Source organism: Rhizobacter fulvus (assembly GCF_964020785.1).
In genome coordinates this window covers 1,510,274-1,525,496 of sequence record NZ_OZ224516.1, presented here as the reverse complement: position 1 = coordinate 1,525,496, position 15,223 = coordinate 1,510,274, and the positions used below count along the sequence as shown (strand labels likewise).

Genomic DNA, 15,223 nt, shown 5'->3' with positions numbered 1-15,223 from the left:
ATGGACAGCATCTACATCACCCCCGAGCACGAACAGCTTCGCGAGCAGATCGCGCGCTTCATCGCCCGCGAGGTCGAGCCGCACGCGCAGGCCTGGGAAGACGCCGGCAAGGTGCCGCGCGAGGTGCTGCGCAAGATGGGCGATGCCGGCCTGTTCGGGCTGATGTATTCGAGCGCGTACGGCGGCGCCGAGGCCGATGCGCTGACCAACCTGGTGTTCGCCGAGGCGCTGTCGCAGTCGACGTTCGGCGGCTTCATCATCACGGTGCTGGTCCACACCGACATGGCCAGCCCGCACCTGCACCATGCCGGCAGCGCGGCGCAACTGGACAAGTACATGCCCGACGTGATCGCCGGGCGCAAGATCACCGCGGTCGGCATCACCGAGCCGGGCGCGGGCTCCGATGTGGCCGGCATCAAGGCGACCGCGAAGCGTGACGGCGACCACTGGGTCATCAACGGCACCAAGCTGTTCATCACCAACGGCGTGCATGCCGACCTGTACTTCGTCGCCGCGAAGACGACGAGCGCGCGCCACGGCATGTCGATGTTCATCGTCGAGAAGGGCACGCCCGGGTTCACGGTCGGCCGCGCGCTGAAGAAGTCGGGCTGGCTCTCGTCCGACACCGCCGAGCTGGTGTTCGACAACGTCCGCATCCCGGCCGCCAACCTGCTCGGCGAGGAGAACAAGGGCTTCTACTCGGTGATGAAGAACTTCCAGACCGAGCGCATCGCGCTGGCGGCGATGGCGGTCGGCCACTGCACGCAGGCGCTGAAGATGACGATCGACTTCGTGCGCCAGCGCCAGGCCTTCGGCGGCCCGCTGTTCGACAAGCAGGTCGTCCGCCAGCGTCTGGCGATGTGCGACGCCAAGGTCCAGGCCGCGCGCAGCTTCATGTACGACTGCGCCTGGCGCGTCACGCAGAAGCAGGACGTGGTCCAGCAGGTCTCGATGCTCAAGGCGCTGACCGGCGAACTGGTCAACGAGGTCGTGCAGACCTGCCAGCAGTTCCACGGCGGCATGGGCTACATGCGCGAGACCGCGATCGAGCGCCTCTGGCGCGACGCGCGCGTGCTGGCGATCGGCGGCGGCGCGACCGAGGTGATGCTCGACGAGGTTGCGAAGCGCTACTGAGCGATGGACCCGCGCGCCTACTTCACGACGCTCGCGCGCTACAACGCGTGGGCCACGCGCAAGCTGTTCGAGCATGTCGATGCGCTGCCCGAAGCCGACTACCGGCGCGACTGCGGGCTGTTCTTCAAGAGCGTGCACGGCACGTTGAACCACCTGCTCGTCGGTGAGCATGCGATCTGGTACCCGCGCTTCGCCGAGGGCGTCTCGAACCAGCTCGCGCTGAACGCCGAGCTCGAAGCCGATCGCGGGCGCCTTCGCGGGCGCCTGCTGGACGCGGCGCCGCGTTGGGTCGCCCTGATCGCCACGCTCGACGACGAACGCTTCGACGGCACGCTCGACTACACGACCACCCGAGGTGTCGCGCAATCGCTGCCGTTCGCCGCCGCGCTCGGCCATGTCTTCAACCACGGCACCCACCACCGCGGCCAGATCACCGCGGCGATCACCGCGATGGGCCAGCCATGCCCCGAGATCGACCTGGTGTGGATGCTGCAAGCCGAACGCGCCGCCGCCCTCACCGAGAAAGCCACCGCATGACCACCACGCTCGACATCCGCCGCCCCTCGCGCTTCGTGGCCGAGGTCTGGCTCAACCGCCCCGACGTCCGCAACGCGTTCAACGACGGCGTGATCGCCGAACTGCATGCCGCCTTCACCGGTTTTGCGGCCGACACCGAGTTGCGTGCGATCGTGCTGGGCGGCCACGGCAAGGCGTTCTGCGCCGGTGCCGACCTGTCCTGGATGCGCACGATGGCCAGCTACGACTGGGAGCAGAACCGCGCCGACGCGCAGGCACTGGCGGACATGCTGTGGGCGATCTGGCGCTGCCCGGTGCCGGTGGTCGGGCGCGTGCAGGGCGACTGCTACGCCGGCGGCGTCGGCCTGGCGGCGGTGTGCGATGTGCTGGTCGCGGCCGAGGGCGTGAACTTCTGCTTGAGCGAAGCGAAGCTCGGCCTGCTGCCCGGCACGATCAGCCCGTACGTGATCCGCGCGATGGGCGAGCAGGCGGCGCGCCGCTACTCCGTCACCGCCGAGCGCTTCAGCGCGGCGCAGGCCGCGGCGATGGGCTTCGTGCATGAACTCGTCGCGCCCGAGGCGCTCGACGCGAAGGTCGCCGGGATCGTCGCGACGCTGGTCGCCAACGGCCCGATGGCCGCGCGCGCCTGCAAGCTGCTGGTGCAGGACGTCGCCGGCCTGCCGCTCGACACCACGCTGCGCGCCGAGACCGCGCGCCGCATCGCCGACATCCGCGCCAGCGACGAGGGCCGCGAGGGCATCCAAAGCTTCCTGAACAAGCGCAAGCCGGCGTGGTTGCCCGAGGCCTGAGCGATGACGGACCTGCCGATCGACACCACCGGGCTGCTCGCGATCGCCGCGGCGCTCGGCTGGGCCAGCGGGCTGCGGCTCTACGCGGTCGTGTTCCTGACCGGCCTGGCCGGCCACCTCGGCTGGGTACAGCTGCCCGCCGGGCTGCATGTGCTGCAGTCGATCCCGATGCTCGGCGCCAGCGGCTTCATGCTGTTCGTCGAGTTCTTCGCCGACAAGATCCCGGGCCTCGATTCGCTGTGGGACATGGTGCACACGGTCGTGCGCATCCCTGCCGGCGCGGCCCTCGCGGCCGCGGTGTTCGGGGCCGACCAGTCGAGTTGGGCGATGGCCGCGGCGCTGATGGGCGGCACGCTCGCAGCCACCAGCCACATCTCGAAGGCGACCACGCGCGCCGCGCTCAATGCATCGCCCGAGCCGTTCTCGAACCTCGCGATGTCGCTGCTCGGCGACAGCGTGGTGCCGGTCAGCCTGTGGTTGTCGTGGGAGCACCCCACGATCTTCTTCGCTGCGCTCGCGGTCGCGCTGATCGTGATGGTCGCATTGACCTGGGTGTTCGCGAGATTCCTGCGTCGCCTTGCGCGGCGCGTGTCCGGTTGGTTCGGGGCGGGTCAACCGTCGACGTGAGGGTCACTCCATGTTCAAGAAGATATTGATTGCCAATCGGGGCGAGATCGCCTGCCGCGTGGCGGCCACCGCGAAGCGGATGGGCGTGCGCACCGTCGCCGTCTACTCCGACGCCGATGCCGACGCCAAGCACGTGCACGCCTGCGACGAGGCGGTGCACATCGGCGGCTCGTCGCCGCGCGAGAGCTACCTGCTCGGCGCGCGCGTGATCGAGGCGGCGCTCGCGACCGGCGCGCAGGCGGTGCACCCGGGTTATGGCTTCCTCAGCGAGAACGAGGACTTCGCGCAGGCCTGCGCCGACGCCGGGCTCGTGTTCATCGGCCCGTCGCCCTCGGCGATCAAGGCGATGGGGTTGAAGGCCGAGTCGAAGCAGCTGATGGAGAAGGCGGGCGTGCCGCTGGTGCCGGGCTACCACGGCGCCGGGCAGGACCCGCAGATGCTCAAGGGCGAGGCCGACCGCATCGGCTACCCGGTGCTGATCAAGGCCAGCGCGGGCGGCGGTGGCAAGGGCATGCGCATCGTCACGAAGACGGAGGAGTTCGACGCCGCGCTCGCGTCCTGCAAGCGCGAGGCCATCAACAGCTTCGGCGACGACGCGGTGCTGATCGAGCGCTACGTGACCCGGCCGCGCCACATCGAGATCCAGGTCTTCGGCGACAGCCACGGCGACTGCGTCTACCTGTTCGAGCGCGACTGCTCGGTGCAGCGCCGCCACCAGAAGGTGCTCGAGGAAGCGCCGGCGCCGGGCATGAGCGAGGCGCGGCGCGCCGAGATGGGCGCCGCGGCGGTCGCGGCCGCGAAGGCGGTCGGCTATGTCGGTGCCGGCACGGTCGAGTTCATCGCCGAGCCGATTGATGGGCTCGCCGCCGACGGCTCGGATGGCGACCTGCGCTTCTTCTTCATGGAGATGAACACCCGGCTGCAGGTCGAGCACCCGGTCACCGAGGCGATCACCGGACTCGATCTGGTCGAGTGGCAGCTGCGCGTCGCCTCCGGCGAGCCGCTGCCGCTGAAGCAGCATGAACTGCGCCGCCACGGCCATGCGATCGAGGCGCGGATCTGCGCCGAGAACCCGGATTCCAACTTCCTGCCCGCCACCGGTCGGCTCGAGGTCTACCGCGCGCCGTCGGACGCGGTGAGCTTCGAACGCGGCAACGTCCGCGTGGACGCCGGCGTGCGCGAAGGCGATGCGATCTCGCCGTTCTACGACTCGATGATCGCGAAGCTGATCGTCTGGGGCGCCGACCGCGCGCAGGCGCTGGCGCGGCTCGACGCGGCGCTGGCCGCGACCCACATCGTCGGGCTGCACACCAACGTCGCGTTCCTGCGCCGCGTCGCGGCGAGCCGCTCGTTCGCGCAGGCCGATCTCGACACCGCGCTGATCGAGCGCGAGCGCGCGGTGTTGTTCGATGCGCCGCCGCTGCCGATCGAGGTGGCCGCGGCCGGCGTCGTTGCGCACGCACTGGCGGCCGAGCAGACGCTCGAGGACGCCGACCCGTGGTCGCGTCGTGCCGGCTGGCGCCTGCACGGCAGTGCCGCGCGCCGCTTCGACATCGAGGCGCAGGGCACCCATCATCCGTTCGCGCTCGAGCGCAGCGCCGGTGTGCAGACGCTGGTCAGCGGCGCGCAGCGCTGGCCGCTGGTCACGCATGCGCGTGCCGCGAATGCGCATGACGTGTCGCTCGGCGGCCGCCGCCTGAACCTGACGGTCTACGCGACCGGCGAGCGCTTCAGCGTGTTCTCGCCGGACGGCTCGGCGGTGGTCGACGAGTTCGACCCGATCGCCCATTCGGCCGACGGCGCGCACGAGACCGGCGGCCTGGCGGCGCCGATGCCGGGCAAGGTGATCGCCTTCCTCGCGAAGGCCGGCGACAGCGTCACCAAAGGGCAGCCGCTTGCGGTGATGGAGGCGATGAAGATGGAGCACACGATCGCGGCGCCGCGCGACGGCACCGTCGCCGAACTGCTGTATGCAGTCGGCGATCAGGTCAACGAAGGGGGCGAGTTGCTGCGCCTGGCGCCAGCGGCATGAGGGCACGGCGCGCCGGCGCGGCGCGGAAACGGCGGGCCAGGGTCATCAGTTCGTTGTCGCCCGACGCGTCGCAGACCCACAGCGCCTCGCGCGCGGTGTCCCCGTCGGCGAGCAGGGCGGTCACGCCGACGTTCTCCGAGTAACGGCGCAGCAGCGCAAAATGGATGCGGGCGGCGAGATGCAGGCGGTCAGGGGTGCTCAAGGGATGCTCGATTCGGATTCGACGGCCGCGATCTTCCGCAAGCGCTCGCGGCACGCCCATCCCCGCCACAGACAGTGAGACTTTCGTCATGATTCCAAACCACGTCACCCTTGTCGAAGTCGGGCCGCGCGACGGTTTGCAGAACGAGAAGGCGCCGGTCGACGCCGCCACCAAGATCGAGCTCGTGCACCTCCTGCAGGCCGCCGGCCTGCGCGAGATCGAGGTCACCAGCTACGTCAGTCCGAAGTGGGTGCCGCAGATGGCCGACAACGCCCAGGTGATGCGCGGCGTGCAGCGTCTTCCGGGGGTGCGCTACTCGGTGCTGACGCCGAACCTGAAGGGCTTCGAGGCGGCGATCGCCGATCCGGCGATCCGCCCCGACGAGATCGTCGTGTTCGGCGCCGCCAGCGAGGCCTTCAGCCAGCGCAACATCAACTGCAGCATCGCCGAGAGCATCGAGCGCTTCCGCCCGGTGGTCGAGGCGGCGCACGCGAATGCGATCAAGGTGCGCTGCGCGGTCTCGGTCGCGCTCGGCTGCCCGTACCAGGGCGAGGTCACGCCCGACGAGGTCGAGCGCGTCGTGCGGCTGATGAAGGACATCGGCGTCGACCATTGCGGCATCGCCGACACGATCGGCGTGGGCACGCCCAAGCGCGCGCAGGCGGCGCTGGAGCGCGCGCTGAAGCACTTCCCGATCGACCAGGTCAGCGGCCATTTCCACGACACCTACGGCCAGGCGCTGGGCAACATCTACGCCTGCCTCGAGCTGGGCATCCACACCTTCGATGCGAGCGTCGCCGGCCTCGGCGGCTGCCCGTATGCGAAGGGTGCGACCGGCAACGTCGGCACCGAGGACGTGCTGTTCATGCTGAACGGCCTGGGCATCGAGACCGGCATCGACATCGACAAGCTGATCGACGCCGCCGCGTTCATCTCCAACGCGCTCGGACGCAAGCCGGTCTCGCGTTCGGGCAACGCGCTGCTCGCCAAGCGCGCCGCGAAGGCGGAGGCCGCCGCAGCATGACGGACGCATTGCAGCAGGACCGACCCGAGGGTTTTCGGCGCGTCGCGAGCGTGCTCGCCGAGCAGCGGCATCCGCACGCCCCGGTGTTCCTCGAGGTCGCGGCGCGCACTGCGCAGGAGGCGGCGGACGCGCTGGGCGTCGTCATCGGCCAGATCGCCAAGAGCGTGGTGTTCCGCCGCAAGGCGGACGCGGCGGCGGTGCTGGTCGTGACGTCCGGCGACAAGCGGGTCGACGAGAAGAAGGTCACGGCGCTGGTCGGCGCGGTCGGCCGCGCCGATGCCGAGTTCGTCAAGGCGAGCACCGGCTTCACGATCGGCGGCGTGTCGCCGGTCGGGCACGCGATCAAGCCCGTGATGCTGGTCGACCGCGAGCTGTTCCGCTTCGACGAGATCTGGGCCGCGGCCGGCCACCCGAACGGCGTGTTCCGCCTGAGCCCGAAGGACCTCGCGCACCTGACCGGCGCGCCGGTCGAGGACGTGGTGCAGCAGTCATGAAGGCGCCGGTGGTCGACGGCGTCGCCTCGCCGTGCAACAGCGTGTGCCGCATGGACGCGCGTACCGCGCTGTGCGAAGGATGCCTGCGCACGCTCGACGAGATCGCGGGCTGGTCGGTGATGGACGACGACGAGAAGCGCGCGGTCTGGGACGCGCTGGCCGAGCGCCGCGCGGTCATCGAGTCGACGGAGCGCACGCGATGAATCACCTGACCTTCTGGTTCGACCCGGTGTCGCCGTTCGCTTACCTCGCGTTCGAACGGCTGCCGCAGGTGCTCGAGGGCGTGTCGTACGACGTGAGCTACCGCCCGATCCTGTTCGCCGGGCTGCTGAAGCACTGGGGCCAGAAGGGCCCGGCCGAGATCGAACCGAAGCGCGCGTGGACCTTCCGTCACGTGCACTGGCTCGCGCAGCACCACGGCATCGAGATGGCGACGCCGTCGCAGCACCCGTTCAACCCGCTCGCGCAGCTTCGCCTGCTGCTGGCCTGCGCACCAGCCGGCGGCACGCCGAACCGGCGCGCCTGCGAGGCGGTGCTGCGCCACATCTGGATCGGCGGCCTTGACGCGAACGATCCTGCGCGCATGGCCGCGCTGGTGCAGGAACTCGCACCGCGCCTCGCGCCCGACGATGCGTCGGTCAAGCAGGCGCTGAAGGACTCGACCGCCGCGGCGCTCGAGCGCGGCCTCTTCGGCGTGCCGACGATCGAGTTCGACGGTCGGCTCTTCTGGGGTCTCGACGCGCTGCCGATGTTGTCGGCCTGCCTGCGCGGCGACCCGTGGTTCGGCGGCCCCGCCTGGGACCGCGAAGGCGCGCCGCGCGCCGGCGTGACGCGCGCGTAAGTTCCGGTTGGATTCGCGTCAGACGAGGGTCAGTTGATGCGGTGAACATGCGTCCATGAACGGCGGGCAGTCGACCCGGCGAGTAAAGGAGACAGCATGCAGGACGATCTGGTGCAGCGCATCGCGAGCCATCCGCAATACCTCGAGCTCAAGGCCACGCGCAGCCGCTTCGGCTGGTGGCTCACCGCCGCGATGATGGTCGTGTACTACGGCTTCATCCTGCTCGTCGCGTTCGACAAGGAGTTGTTGTCGCGCCGGCTCGGCTCCGGCGTGATGACGCTGGGCATCCCGCTCGGCTTCGCCGTCATCGTGTTCACGATCGTCATCACGGCGATCTACGTGCAGCGCGCCAACAAGCGGTTCGACGACCTGACCGCCGCGATCAAGAAGGCGGTGCAGTCATGAGCCGCACGACCACCCGCCGCGCGCTGACGCTGGCCGCCCTGGCCCTCGTGCCCGTCGCCGTGCTGGCCGCCGGCGCCGACCTCGGGCAGGCGGAGAAGCAGGCCACGAACTGGACCGCGATCGCGATGTTCGCCGCGTTCGTGGTGTTCACGCTGTTCATCACCAAATGGGCGGCAGCCAAGACCAAGTCGGCGTCCGACTTCTACACCGCCGGCGGCGGCATCACCGGCTTCCAGAACGGCCTGGCGATCGCCGGCGACTACATGTCGGCGGCCTCGTTCCTCGGCATTTCGGCCGCGGTGATGGCGAGCGGCTTCGACGGGCTGATCTACTCGATCGGCTTCCTGGTGGGCTGGCCGGTCATCACGTTCCTGATGGCGGAGCGGCTGCGCAACCTCGGCAAGTTCACCTTCGCCGACGTGGCCGCGTTCCGCTTCGAGCAGACGCCGGTCCGGATCTTCGCCGCCTCGGGCACGCTGGTGGTCGTGGCGTTCTACCTGATCGCGCAGATGGTCGGCGCGGGGCAGCTGATCAAGCTGCTGTTCGGGCTGGAGTACTGGATCGCGGTCGTGATCGTCGGCTCGCTGATGATGGTCTACGTGCTGTTCGGCGGCATGACGGCGACCACCTGGGTGCAGATCATCAAGGCCTGCCTGCTGCTGGGCGGGGCGAGCTTCATGGCGCTGTCGGTGATGTGGCACTTCGGCTTCAGCCCGGAGGCGATGTTCGCCGAGGCGGTCAAGATCAAGACCGACCTGTCGCTGAAGGACGGCAAGACCGCCGAGGCCGCCGCCAAGGTCGGCCAGTCGATCATGGGGCCGGGGAACTTCGTCAAGGACCCGATCTCGGCGATCTCGTTCGGCATGGCGCTGATGTTCGGCACCGCCGGGCTGCCGCACATCCTGATGCGCTTCTTCACGGTGCCGAGCGCCAAGGAAGCGCGCAAGTCGGTGATGTGGGCGACCGGCTGGATCGGCTACTTCTACCTGCTGACCTTCATCATCGGCTTCGGCGCGATCACCTTCGTGCTGACCAACCCGCAGTTCCTCGATGCCAAGGGCGCGCTGCTCGGCGGCGGGAACATGGCGGCGATCCACCTGGCCAATGCGGTCGGCGGCAACGTGTTCCTCGGCTTCATCTCGGCGGTGGCGTTCGCGACCATCCTCGCGGTGGTGGCCGGCCTCACGCTGTCCGGCGCCTCGGCGGTCTCGCACGACATCTTCGCCACCGTGATCATGAAGGGCGAACCGCCGAGCGGCTCGGAGTTGCGCATCTCGAAGATCACCACCGTGGCGCTCGGCATCCTCGCCGTGGTGCTGGGCATCGCGTTCGAGAAGCAGAACATCGCGTTCATGGTGTCGCTGGCGTTCGCGATCGCCGCGTCGGCCAACTTCCCGGTGCTGTTCATGTCGGTGCTGTGGAAGGACTGCACCACGCGCGGCGCGGTGGTCGGCGGCTTCCTGGGGCTGATCTCGTCGGTGGTGCTGACGGTCGTCTCGCCGTCGGTCTGGGAGGCCACGCTCGGCTACCCGAAGGGCTCGGCGCTGTTCCCGTACACCTCGCCGGCGCTGTTCTCGATGACGATCGGCTTCGTCGGCATCTGGCTGTTCTCGGTGCTGGACCGCAGCCCGCGCGCCCGGGTCGACCGCGACGGCTTCCTGGCGCAGCAGGTGCGCTCGGAGACCGGGATCGGCGCGTCGTCGGCATCCGGGCACTGAGGACTTTCCCGGGGTGTCGGCGTTTTGACATTCAACTCTCGCATCGAGAAACGATTCGTCAGGGTTGCTACCGAGTTTGTCAGGTCCGGTTCAGCTTCGCGTAAGGAACAGGTCAGAGCCCGCATCGAACATCCGCCCCAAGCATTGCCGAGGGGCGGTGCTCCAAGTTCATAACAGGAGACGTCGATATGGCAACCACAGCGGCAGCCGGCTCAAAGGTCGGTCAGCCCATGACGAAGGAAGAGAAGAAGGTCATCTTCGCTTCCAGTCTGGGCACGGTATTCGAGTGGTATGACTTCTACCTCTACGGCACGCTCGCCGTGATCATCGGGCGGCAGTTCTTCTCGAACCTCGACCCGACCTCGCAGACCATCTTCTCGCTACTCGCGTTCGCCGCCGGCTTCATCGTGCGGCCGTTCGGCGCGCTGTTCTTCGGCCGCCTCGGCGACATGATCGGCCGCAAGTACACCTTCCTGGTGACGATCCTGATCATGGGCCTGTCGACCTTCATCGTCGGCATCCTGCCCAACTACGCCTCCATCGGCGTGGCTGCGCCGATCATCCTGATCCTGCTGCGCATGCTGCAGGGCCTGGCGCTCGGCGGCGAGTACGGCGGTGCCGCCACCTACGTGGCCGAGCACGCACCGCAGGGCAAGCGCGGGCTGTTCACGTCCTGGATTCAGACGACGGCCACCGCGGGGCTGTTCCTGTCGCTGATCGTCATCCTGGGCACCCGCACGATGATCGGCGAGGCGGCGTTCGCCGACTGGGGCTGGCGCGTGCCGTTCCTGGTGTCGGTGGTGCTGCTCGCGATCAGCGTGTGGATCCGCCTGTCGATGAACGAATCGCCGGCCTTCAAGAAGATGAAGGAAGAGGGCAAGACCTCGAAGGCGCCGCTGACCGAATCGTTCGGCGAGTGGAAGAACCTGAAGATCGTGATCCTGGCGCTGGTCGGTCTGACGATGGGCCAGGCGGTGGTCTGGTACACCGGCCAGTTCTACGCGCTGTTCTTCCTGACCGGGCCGCTGAAGGTCGACAACGCGACCGCGAACATCATGATCGCGATCGCGCTCGCCATCGGCACGCCGTTCTTCATCTTCTTCGGCTGGCTCTCGGACAAGATCGGCCGCAAGCCGATCATCATGGCCGGCTGCCTGATCGCGGCGCTCACCTACTTCCCGCTGTTCAAGGCGCTGACCGAGGCGGCCAACCCCGATCTCGCGAAGGCCCAGGCCGCCTCGAAGGTGACCGTCACGGCTGACCCGAACGAGTGCTCGTTCCAGTTCAACCCGACCGGCGTGGTCAAGTTCACCAGCTCGTGCGACGTCGCCAAGCAGGTGCTGGCCGCCAGTTCGGTGAGCTACGACAACGTGGCGGGCACCGGCCCGGCGAAGATCACGATCGGCGACAAGACGATCGAGTCGTACGCGGCCACGGGTCCCGACGCGAAGGCCAAGGACACCGCGTTCAAGGCGGCCGTTTCCGCGGCGCTGAAGGAACACGGCTACCCGACCAAGGCCGACCCGGCGAAGATGAACAAGCCGATGATGGTGGCGATCCTGACGCTGCTGGTGATCTACGTGACGATGGTCTACGGCCCGATCGCGGCGATGCTGGTCGAGATGTTCCCGACGCGCATCCGCTACACCTCGATGAGCCTGCCGTATCACATCGGCAATGGCTGGTTCGGCGGCCTGCTGCCGGCGACCGGCCTGGCGATCGTCGCGCAGACCGGCAACATGTACAACGGCCTCTGGTACCCGATCATCTTCGCCAGCATCACCTTCGTGGTGGGCATGCTGTTCATCCGCGAGACCAAGGACGTGGACATCTACAAGCACGATTGATCGCGGCGCGATCGATCGCCTGAAAGCCGGCCCGGTCGTCAGACCGGGCCGGCTTCTTCTTTTGGAGTCCCGAGTTCCGCGAGGCAGCGCATGCACAGGCAGCCCGCGTACCGCTCGCGCAGCGCGGCGAGGGTCGGCGCGTCGAGCTGCACGTTCGTGCAGACACATGGCTGCGCATCGTCGACGCCGCAGTGGAACGCGCCGCCGCAGCGCGGGCAGCGGTCGGTCTCGTTCACGTCGCGAACAACCCCTTGTGCGCGTCGCGCAGCAGGTTCTTCTGGACCTTGCCCATCGCGTTGCGCGGCAATTCGTCGACGACGAACACGCGCTTGGGCACCTTGAAGTTCGCGATCTTGGCCTTGAGCTCGGCGATCAGCGCGGCGGCGTCCGGCGTGCTGCCGGGCCGCGGCACGACGACCGCGACCACGGCCTCGCCGAAATCGGGGTGCGGCACGCCGATCACCGCGCTCTCGCCGACGCCGGCCATGTCGTTCAGCGTGCTCTCGATCTCGGCCGGGTAGACGTTGAAGCCGCCGCTGATGATCAGGTCCTTGCTGCGGCCGACGATCGTCACGTAGCCGCGCTCGTCGATCCTGCCGACGTCGCCGGTCTTGAACCAGCCGTCGGCGGTGAACTCCTCCGCGGTCTTCTCCGGCATGCGCCAGTAACCCTTGAACACGTTCGGGCCGCGGACCTGCATGTGGCCGATCTCACCGGTCGGGCACGGTGCGCCGGCGTCGTCGACCACGCGCACACCCACGCCGGGCAGCGGGAAGCCGACCGTGCCGCCGCGGCGCTCGCCGTCGGCCGCGTGGTACGGGTTCGAGGTCAGCATCGCGGTCTCGCTCATGCCGTAACGCTCGAGGATGGTGTGGCCCGTGCGCTCGCGGAACAGGTTGAACGTTTCGAGCAACAGCGGCGCCGAGCCGCTGATGAACAACCGCATGTGGCTGCACGCGGCGCGGTTCAGGCCGGGCTCGGCGAGCAGGCGCGTGTACAGCGTCGGCACGCCCATGAACACGGTCGCCTCGGGCAGGTGGGCGACCACGGTCTTCGGCTCGAACTTGTTGAGCCAGATCATTTTGCTGCCGTTCAGCAGCGCGCCGTGCGAGGCGACGAACAGGCCGTGCACATGGAAGATCGGCAGCGCGTGGATCAGCACGTCGCCTTCTCTCCAGCCCCAGTAGGTCTTCAGCACCTGCGCGTTGCTGAGCAGGTTGCCGTGGGTCAGCATCGCGCCCTTGCTGCGCCCGGTCGTGCCGCTGGTGTAGAGGATCGCGGCGAGCTCGTCGGCGCCGCGCGCCACGGGCGCGTGGACGTCGCTGTGCACGGCGGCGCGTTGCAGCAGGCTGCCGCTGCGGTCGTCGCCGAGCGTGAAGACGTGCGCGGTGCCGGCCGCGAACGCGATGCGGCTGACCCAGCCGAAGTTCTTCGGCGCGCAGACCACGACGGCGGGCTCGGCATTGCCGATGAAGTAGCCGATCTCGTCGCGCTGGTAGGCCGTGTTCAGCGGCAGGTAGACCAGGCCGGCGCGCAGCACCGCGAGGTAGAGCATCAGCGCCTCGACCGACTTCTCGGTCTGCACCGCGACGCGGCTGCCGGCCGGCAGGTCGAGCGAGCCGAGCAGGTTCGCGAGCATCGCGGTGCCGCGGTCGAGGTCGCGCCAGCTGTAGCGCAGTGCCGCGTCGTCGGCCGTTTCGATCGCGATGCTGTCGAGGTCCGCGGGGAAGCCGGCGCGCAGCGCGCTGAAGAGGTTCTGGTTCATGGTCGGAAGCAGGGAGGGCGTTTCTCGATGAAGGCGGTCACGCCTTCGCGGTGTTCGGCGCTGGCAGCGTAGTCGAAGTGTGCGCGGCGCTCAGGTGGCGTCGGGCCCCCGTTGGCGAGCTGGCGCAGCGTGCGCTTGTTGATGCGCGCCGCCTGCGGGGACAGCGCGGCGGCATGACGGGCGCGCAGCAGCGTCTGCGCACCGACTTCGGCATCGGCGACCACGCTGTGCACCAGGCCGAGCTGCAGCGCGCGCGCCGCGTCGAACAGCCGCGCCTCGAGCAGCATCTCGCGCAGCACGGCCGGGCCGGCGACGCGCGCCAGCAGTTCGAGCTCGCCCGGCGCCATCGGGAAGCCGAGCTTGGCGATCGGCGCGCCGAAGCGACTGGACTCGCCGCAGACGCGGATGTCGCAGCAGGCCGCGATCTCGAAGCCGCCGCCGATGCAGGCGCCGTCGATCTGCGCGAACAGCGGGATGTCGCAGGCCAGCATCGCGTGCAGCGCGGGCGCGACGACCTGCTCGTGGAAGTCGTGCAGCCGCGTCTCGTCGAAACGGAAGGTCGCGAACTCGACGATGTCGCCGCCCGACGCGAACTGCCCGCCCGCGCCAGCGACGATCACCGCCCGCGGCGCCGCCTCGACCGGGAGCGCCTGCAGCGCCGCGAACCCGTGCTGCAGCTCGCCCCACATCGCGATGTCGATCGCGTTCAGCTTGCCGGGATGGTCGAGCCGCACGCGAGCGACGCCGTCGTCTCCTGCGGCCTGGAAGAGAACGTTTCCGCTCATCCGTCCATCTTCGCGCCGGACGCCTTCACGACCTCGGCCCAGCGCTTGGTCTCGCTGGTGACGAAGCGGCCGAACGCGTCGCCGTACAGGTTGGGCATGTCGGTGCCCAGGCCGTTCCAGGCCGATTGCAGCTCGGGTGTCGCGAAGGCCTTGCGCATCTCGGCCTGCATGTGCTCGATGATCTCCTTGGGCGTGCCCTTCGGTGCCCACAGGCCGTACCAGGTCGCGACCTGGTAGCTCGGCACGCCGCCCTCGGCCGAGGTCGGCACATCGGGAAAGCCGGGCGCGCGCTTCGGCGACGCGACCGCCAGCGCCTTGATGCGCCCGCCCTTGATGTGGGTGGCCGACGAGCCCAGGCCGTCGAACATCATGTCGACCTGGCCGGCGATCAGGTCGGACAGCGCCGGCCCCGCGCCGCGGTACGGGATGTGGGTGATGAAGGTCTTGGTCTGCAGCTTGAACAGCTCGGCGGCGAGGTGGTGCGAGGTGCCGTTGCCGGCCGATGCGTAGTTCAGCTTGCCCGGGTTGGCGCGCAGGTAGGCGAGCAGGCCCTTCAGGTCGGCGACCGGCACCCGCTGCGGGTTCACGACGATCACCTGCGGCACGCTCGAGACCAAGCCGACCGGGATGAAATCGGTCTCGAGGTTGTATTCGAGCTTCGGGTACATCGACGGCGCGATCGCGTGGTGCACCGCGCCCATGAAGAAGGTGTAGCCGTCGGGCGCGGCCTTCGACGCGATCGCGGCACCGACGGTGCCGCCGGCGCCGCCGCGGTTGTCGATGATCACCTGCTTGCCCAGGCTCTTGGTCAGTTGCGCGCTCAGCGGGCGGGCGAACGCGTCGGTGCCGCCGCCGCTCGGGAACGGCACGACGATGGTCACCGGCTTGGTCGGCCAGGCCCCCTGCGCGCGGGCGAACGGCGCGGCGAGCACGGCCGAGCCGGCTGCCGTCTGCAGAAGGCGGCGTCGCGTGATGCCGGTCGCGTTGATGTCTGAACTCATGCGGTTGTCTCCGTCGGTGGTGG

At 69.0% G+C, this 15,223-nt stretch carries 17 protein-coding genes; 12 read left to right on the top strand and 5 right to left on the bottom strand.

Annotated features, from left to right (window positions below; all coding sequences use genetic code 11):
- From ACWH49_RS07280 to ACWH49_RS07260, 5 genes are read left to right on the top strand one after another with little or no spacing between them, the layout of a single operon-like run.
- Entirely contained in the window at positions 1–1,134 is a 1,134-nt protein-coding gene (locus tag ACWH49_RS07280) for an acyl-CoA dehydrogenase family protein (protein ID WP_448170851.1), read from the top strand.
- A gap of 3 nt (positions 1,135–1,137) precedes the next feature.
- A complete protein-coding gene (locus ACWH49_RS07275) occupies positions 1,138–1,671 on the top strand; it encodes a DinB family protein (protein WP_448170850.1) in 534 nt (177 codons plus the stop codon).
- Positions 1,668–2,459 carry an enoyl-CoA hydratase/isomerase family protein gene (locus ACWH49_RS07270; protein WP_448170849.1) on the top strand — a complete coding sequence of 264 codons (792 nt, stop codon included), beginning with the start codon at positions 1,668–1,670 and terminating at the stop codon, positions 2,457–2,459. Before ACWH49_RS07275 ends, ACWH49_RS07270 begins: the two co-directional genes overlap by 4 nt.
- A gap of 3 nt (positions 2,460–2,462) precedes the next feature.
- On the top strand, positions 2,463–3,086 hold the full coding sequence (locus tag ACWH49_RS07265) for a DUF4126 domain-containing protein (protein ID WP_448170848.1): 624 nt from the start codon (positions 2,463–2,465) through the stop codon (positions 3,084–3,086).
- Positions 3,087–3,096: 10 nt separating this feature from the next.
- Positions 3,097–5,118 (top strand): acetyl/propionyl/methylcrotonyl-CoA carboxylase subunit alpha, encoded by a 2,022-nt coding sequence (locus ACWH49_RS07260; RefSeq protein ID WP_448170847.1) that lies wholly within the window; start codon positions 3,097–3,099, stop codon positions 5,116–5,118.
- Here the strand turns inward: ACWH49_RS07260 and ACWH49_RS07255 are convergent.
- Positions 5,075–5,320 carry a hypothetical protein gene (locus ACWH49_RS07255; RefSeq protein WP_448170846.1) on the bottom strand — a complete coding sequence of 82 codons (246 nt, stop codon included), beginning with the start codon at positions 5,318–5,320 and terminating at the stop codon, positions 5,075–5,077. The two genes, ACWH49_RS07260 and ACWH49_RS07255, sit on opposite strands and share 44 nt — an antisense overlap.
- 88 nt (positions 5,321–5,408) lie before the next feature.
- Between ACWH49_RS07255 and ACWH49_RS07250 the strand changes: the two genes are divergently transcribed.
- The 7 genes from ACWH49_RS07250 to ACWH49_RS07220 all read left to right on the top strand — a co-directional run bounded on the left by ACWH49_RS07250 (position 5,409) and on the right by ACWH49_RS07220 (position 11,649).
- A complete protein-coding gene (locus ACWH49_RS07250; RefSeq protein WP_448170845.1) occupies positions 5,409–6,344 on the top strand; it encodes a hydroxymethylglutaryl-CoA lyase in 936 nt (311 codons plus the stop codon).
- The gene (locus ACWH49_RS07245; protein WP_448170844.1) at positions 6,341–6,838 is read left to right on the top strand and encodes a YbaK/EbsC family protein; all 498 of its coding nucleotides are present in this window, start codon (positions 6,341–6,343) and stop codon (positions 6,836–6,838) included. Before ACWH49_RS07250 ends, ACWH49_RS07245 begins: the two co-directional genes overlap by 4 nt.
- Positions 6,835–7,041, top strand: a complete 207-nt coding sequence (locus ACWH49_RS07240; RefSeq protein ID WP_056465655.1) for a DUF1289 domain-containing protein — start codon at positions 6,835–6,837, stop codon at positions 7,039–7,041. The genes ACWH49_RS07245 and ACWH49_RS07240 overlap by 4 nt, the downstream gene beginning before the upstream one ends.
- Positions 7,038–7,679: a 2-hydroxychromene-2-carboxylate isomerase gene (locus tag ACWH49_RS07235; protein WP_448170843.1), complete on the top strand. Its 642-nt coding sequence runs from the start codon at positions 7,038–7,040 to the stop codon at positions 7,677–7,679. The genes ACWH49_RS07240 and ACWH49_RS07235 overlap by 4 nt, the downstream gene beginning before the upstream one ends.
- A 96-nt stretch (positions 7,680–7,775) precedes the next feature.
- The gene (locus ACWH49_RS07230; protein WP_056465651.1) at positions 7,776–8,084 is read left to right on the top strand and encodes a DUF485 domain-containing protein; all 309 of its coding nucleotides are present in this window, start codon (positions 7,776–7,778) and stop codon (positions 8,082–8,084) included.
- Positions 8,081–9,802, top strand: coding sequence for a cation acetate symporter (locus tag ACWH49_RS07225; protein ID WP_448170842.1), 1,722 nt, complete (start codon positions 8,081–8,083; stop codon positions 9,800–9,802). The genes ACWH49_RS07230 and ACWH49_RS07225 overlap by 4 nt, the downstream gene beginning before the upstream one ends.
- Before the next feature lie 188 nt (positions 9,803–9,990).
- On the top strand, positions 9,991–11,649 hold the full coding sequence (locus ACWH49_RS07220) for an MFS transporter (RefSeq protein ID WP_448170841.1): 1,659 nt from the start codon (positions 9,991–9,993) through the stop codon (positions 11,647–11,649).
- Between the two features lie 38 nt (positions 11,650–11,687).
- Here ACWH49_RS07220 and ACWH49_RS07215 read toward each other — a convergent pair whose 3' ends face one another.
- The 4 genes from ACWH49_RS07215 to ACWH49_RS07200 are packed head-to-tail and all read right to left on the bottom strand — an operon-like array spanning position 11,688 to position 15,200.
- Positions 11,688–11,885, bottom strand: a complete 198-nt coding sequence (locus tag ACWH49_RS07215; protein ID WP_448170840.1) for a cysteine-rich CWC family protein — start codon at positions 11,883–11,885, stop codon at positions 11,688–11,690.
- Positions 11,882–13,414 carry a malonate--CoA ligase gene (locus ACWH49_RS07210; protein WP_448170839.1) on the bottom strand — a complete coding sequence of 511 codons (1,533 nt, stop codon included), beginning with the start codon at positions 13,412–13,414 and terminating at the stop codon, positions 11,882–11,884. Before ACWH49_RS07210 ends, ACWH49_RS07215 begins: the two co-directional genes overlap by 4 nt.
- A complete protein-coding gene (locus ACWH49_RS07205; protein WP_448170838.1) occupies positions 13,411–14,199 on the bottom strand; it encodes an enoyl-CoA hydratase/isomerase family protein in 789 nt (262 codons plus the stop codon). The genes ACWH49_RS07210 and ACWH49_RS07205 overlap by 4 nt, the downstream gene beginning before the upstream one ends.
- Positions 14,196–15,200 carry a Bug family tripartite tricarboxylate transporter substrate binding protein gene (locus ACWH49_RS07200; protein ID WP_448170837.1) on the bottom strand — a complete coding sequence of 335 codons (1,005 nt, stop codon included), beginning with the start codon at positions 15,198–15,200 and terminating at the stop codon, positions 14,196–14,198. Before ACWH49_RS07200 ends, ACWH49_RS07205 begins: the two co-directional genes overlap by 4 nt.
- Positions 15,201–15,223: the final 23 nt, after the last annotated feature.

What these genes read in the sequence shown, in the direction of transcription:
- ACWH49_RS07250 (WP_448170845.1), top strand. Translation starts at nt 5,409, where the DNA reads ATGATTCCAAACCACGTCACCCTTGTCGAAGTCGGGCCGCGCGACGGT.
- ACWH49_RS07270 (WP_448170849.1), top strand. Translation starts at nt 1,668, where the DNA reads ATGACCACCACGCTCGACATCCGCCGCCCCTCGCGCTTCGTGGCCGAG.
- ACWH49_RS07235 (WP_448170843.1), top strand. Translation starts at nt 7,038, where the DNA reads ATGAATCACCTGACCTTCTGGTTCGACCCGGTGTCGCCGTTCGCTTAC.
- ACWH49_RS07280 (WP_448170851.1), top strand. Translation starts at nt 1, where the DNA reads ATGGACAGCATCTACATCACCCCCGAGCACGAACAGCTTCGCGAGCAG.
- ACWH49_RS07220 (WP_448170841.1), top strand. Translation starts at nt 9,991, where the DNA reads ATGGCAACCACAGCGGCAGCCGGCTCAAAGGTCGGTCAGCCCATGACG.
- ACWH49_RS07225 (WP_448170842.1), top strand. Translation starts at nt 8,081, where the DNA reads ATGAGCCGCACGACCACCCGCCGCGCGCTGACGCTGGCCGCCCTGGCC.
- ACWH49_RS07200 (WP_448170837.1), bottom strand. Translation starts at nt 15,200, where the DNA reads ATGAGTTCAGACATCAACGCGACCGGCATCACGCGACGCCGCCTTCTG.
- ACWH49_RS07210 (WP_448170839.1), bottom strand. Translation starts at nt 13,414, where the DNA reads ATGAACCAGAACCTCTTCAGCGCGCTGCGCGCCGGCTTCCCCGCGGAC.
- ACWH49_RS07260 (WP_448170847.1), top strand. Translation starts at nt 3,097, where the DNA reads ATGTTCAAGAAGATATTGATTGCCAATCGGGGCGAGATCGCCTGCCGC.
- ACWH49_RS07275 (WP_448170850.1), top strand. Translation starts at nt 1,138, where the DNA reads ATGGACCCGCGCGCCTACTTCACGACGCTCGCGCGCTACAACGCGTGG.
- ACWH49_RS07205 (WP_448170838.1), bottom strand. Translation starts at nt 14,199, where the DNA reads ATGAGCGGAAACGTTCTCTTCCAGGCCGCAGGAGACGACGGCGTCGCT.
- ACWH49_RS07265 (WP_448170848.1), top strand. Translation starts at nt 2,463, where the DNA reads ATGACGGACCTGCCGATCGACACCACCGGGCTGCTCGCGATCGCCGCG.
- ACWH49_RS07245 (WP_448170844.1), top strand. Translation starts at nt 6,341, where the DNA reads ATGACGGACGCATTGCAGCAGGACCGACCCGAGGGTTTTCGGCGCGTC.
- ACWH49_RS07240 (WP_056465655.1), top strand. Translation starts at nt 6,835, where the DNA reads ATGAAGGCGCCGGTGGTCGACGGCGTCGCCTCGCCGTGCAACAGCGTG.
- ACWH49_RS07230 (WP_056465651.1), top strand. Translation starts at nt 7,776, where the DNA reads ATGCAGGACGATCTGGTGCAGCGCATCGCGAGCCATCCGCAATACCTC.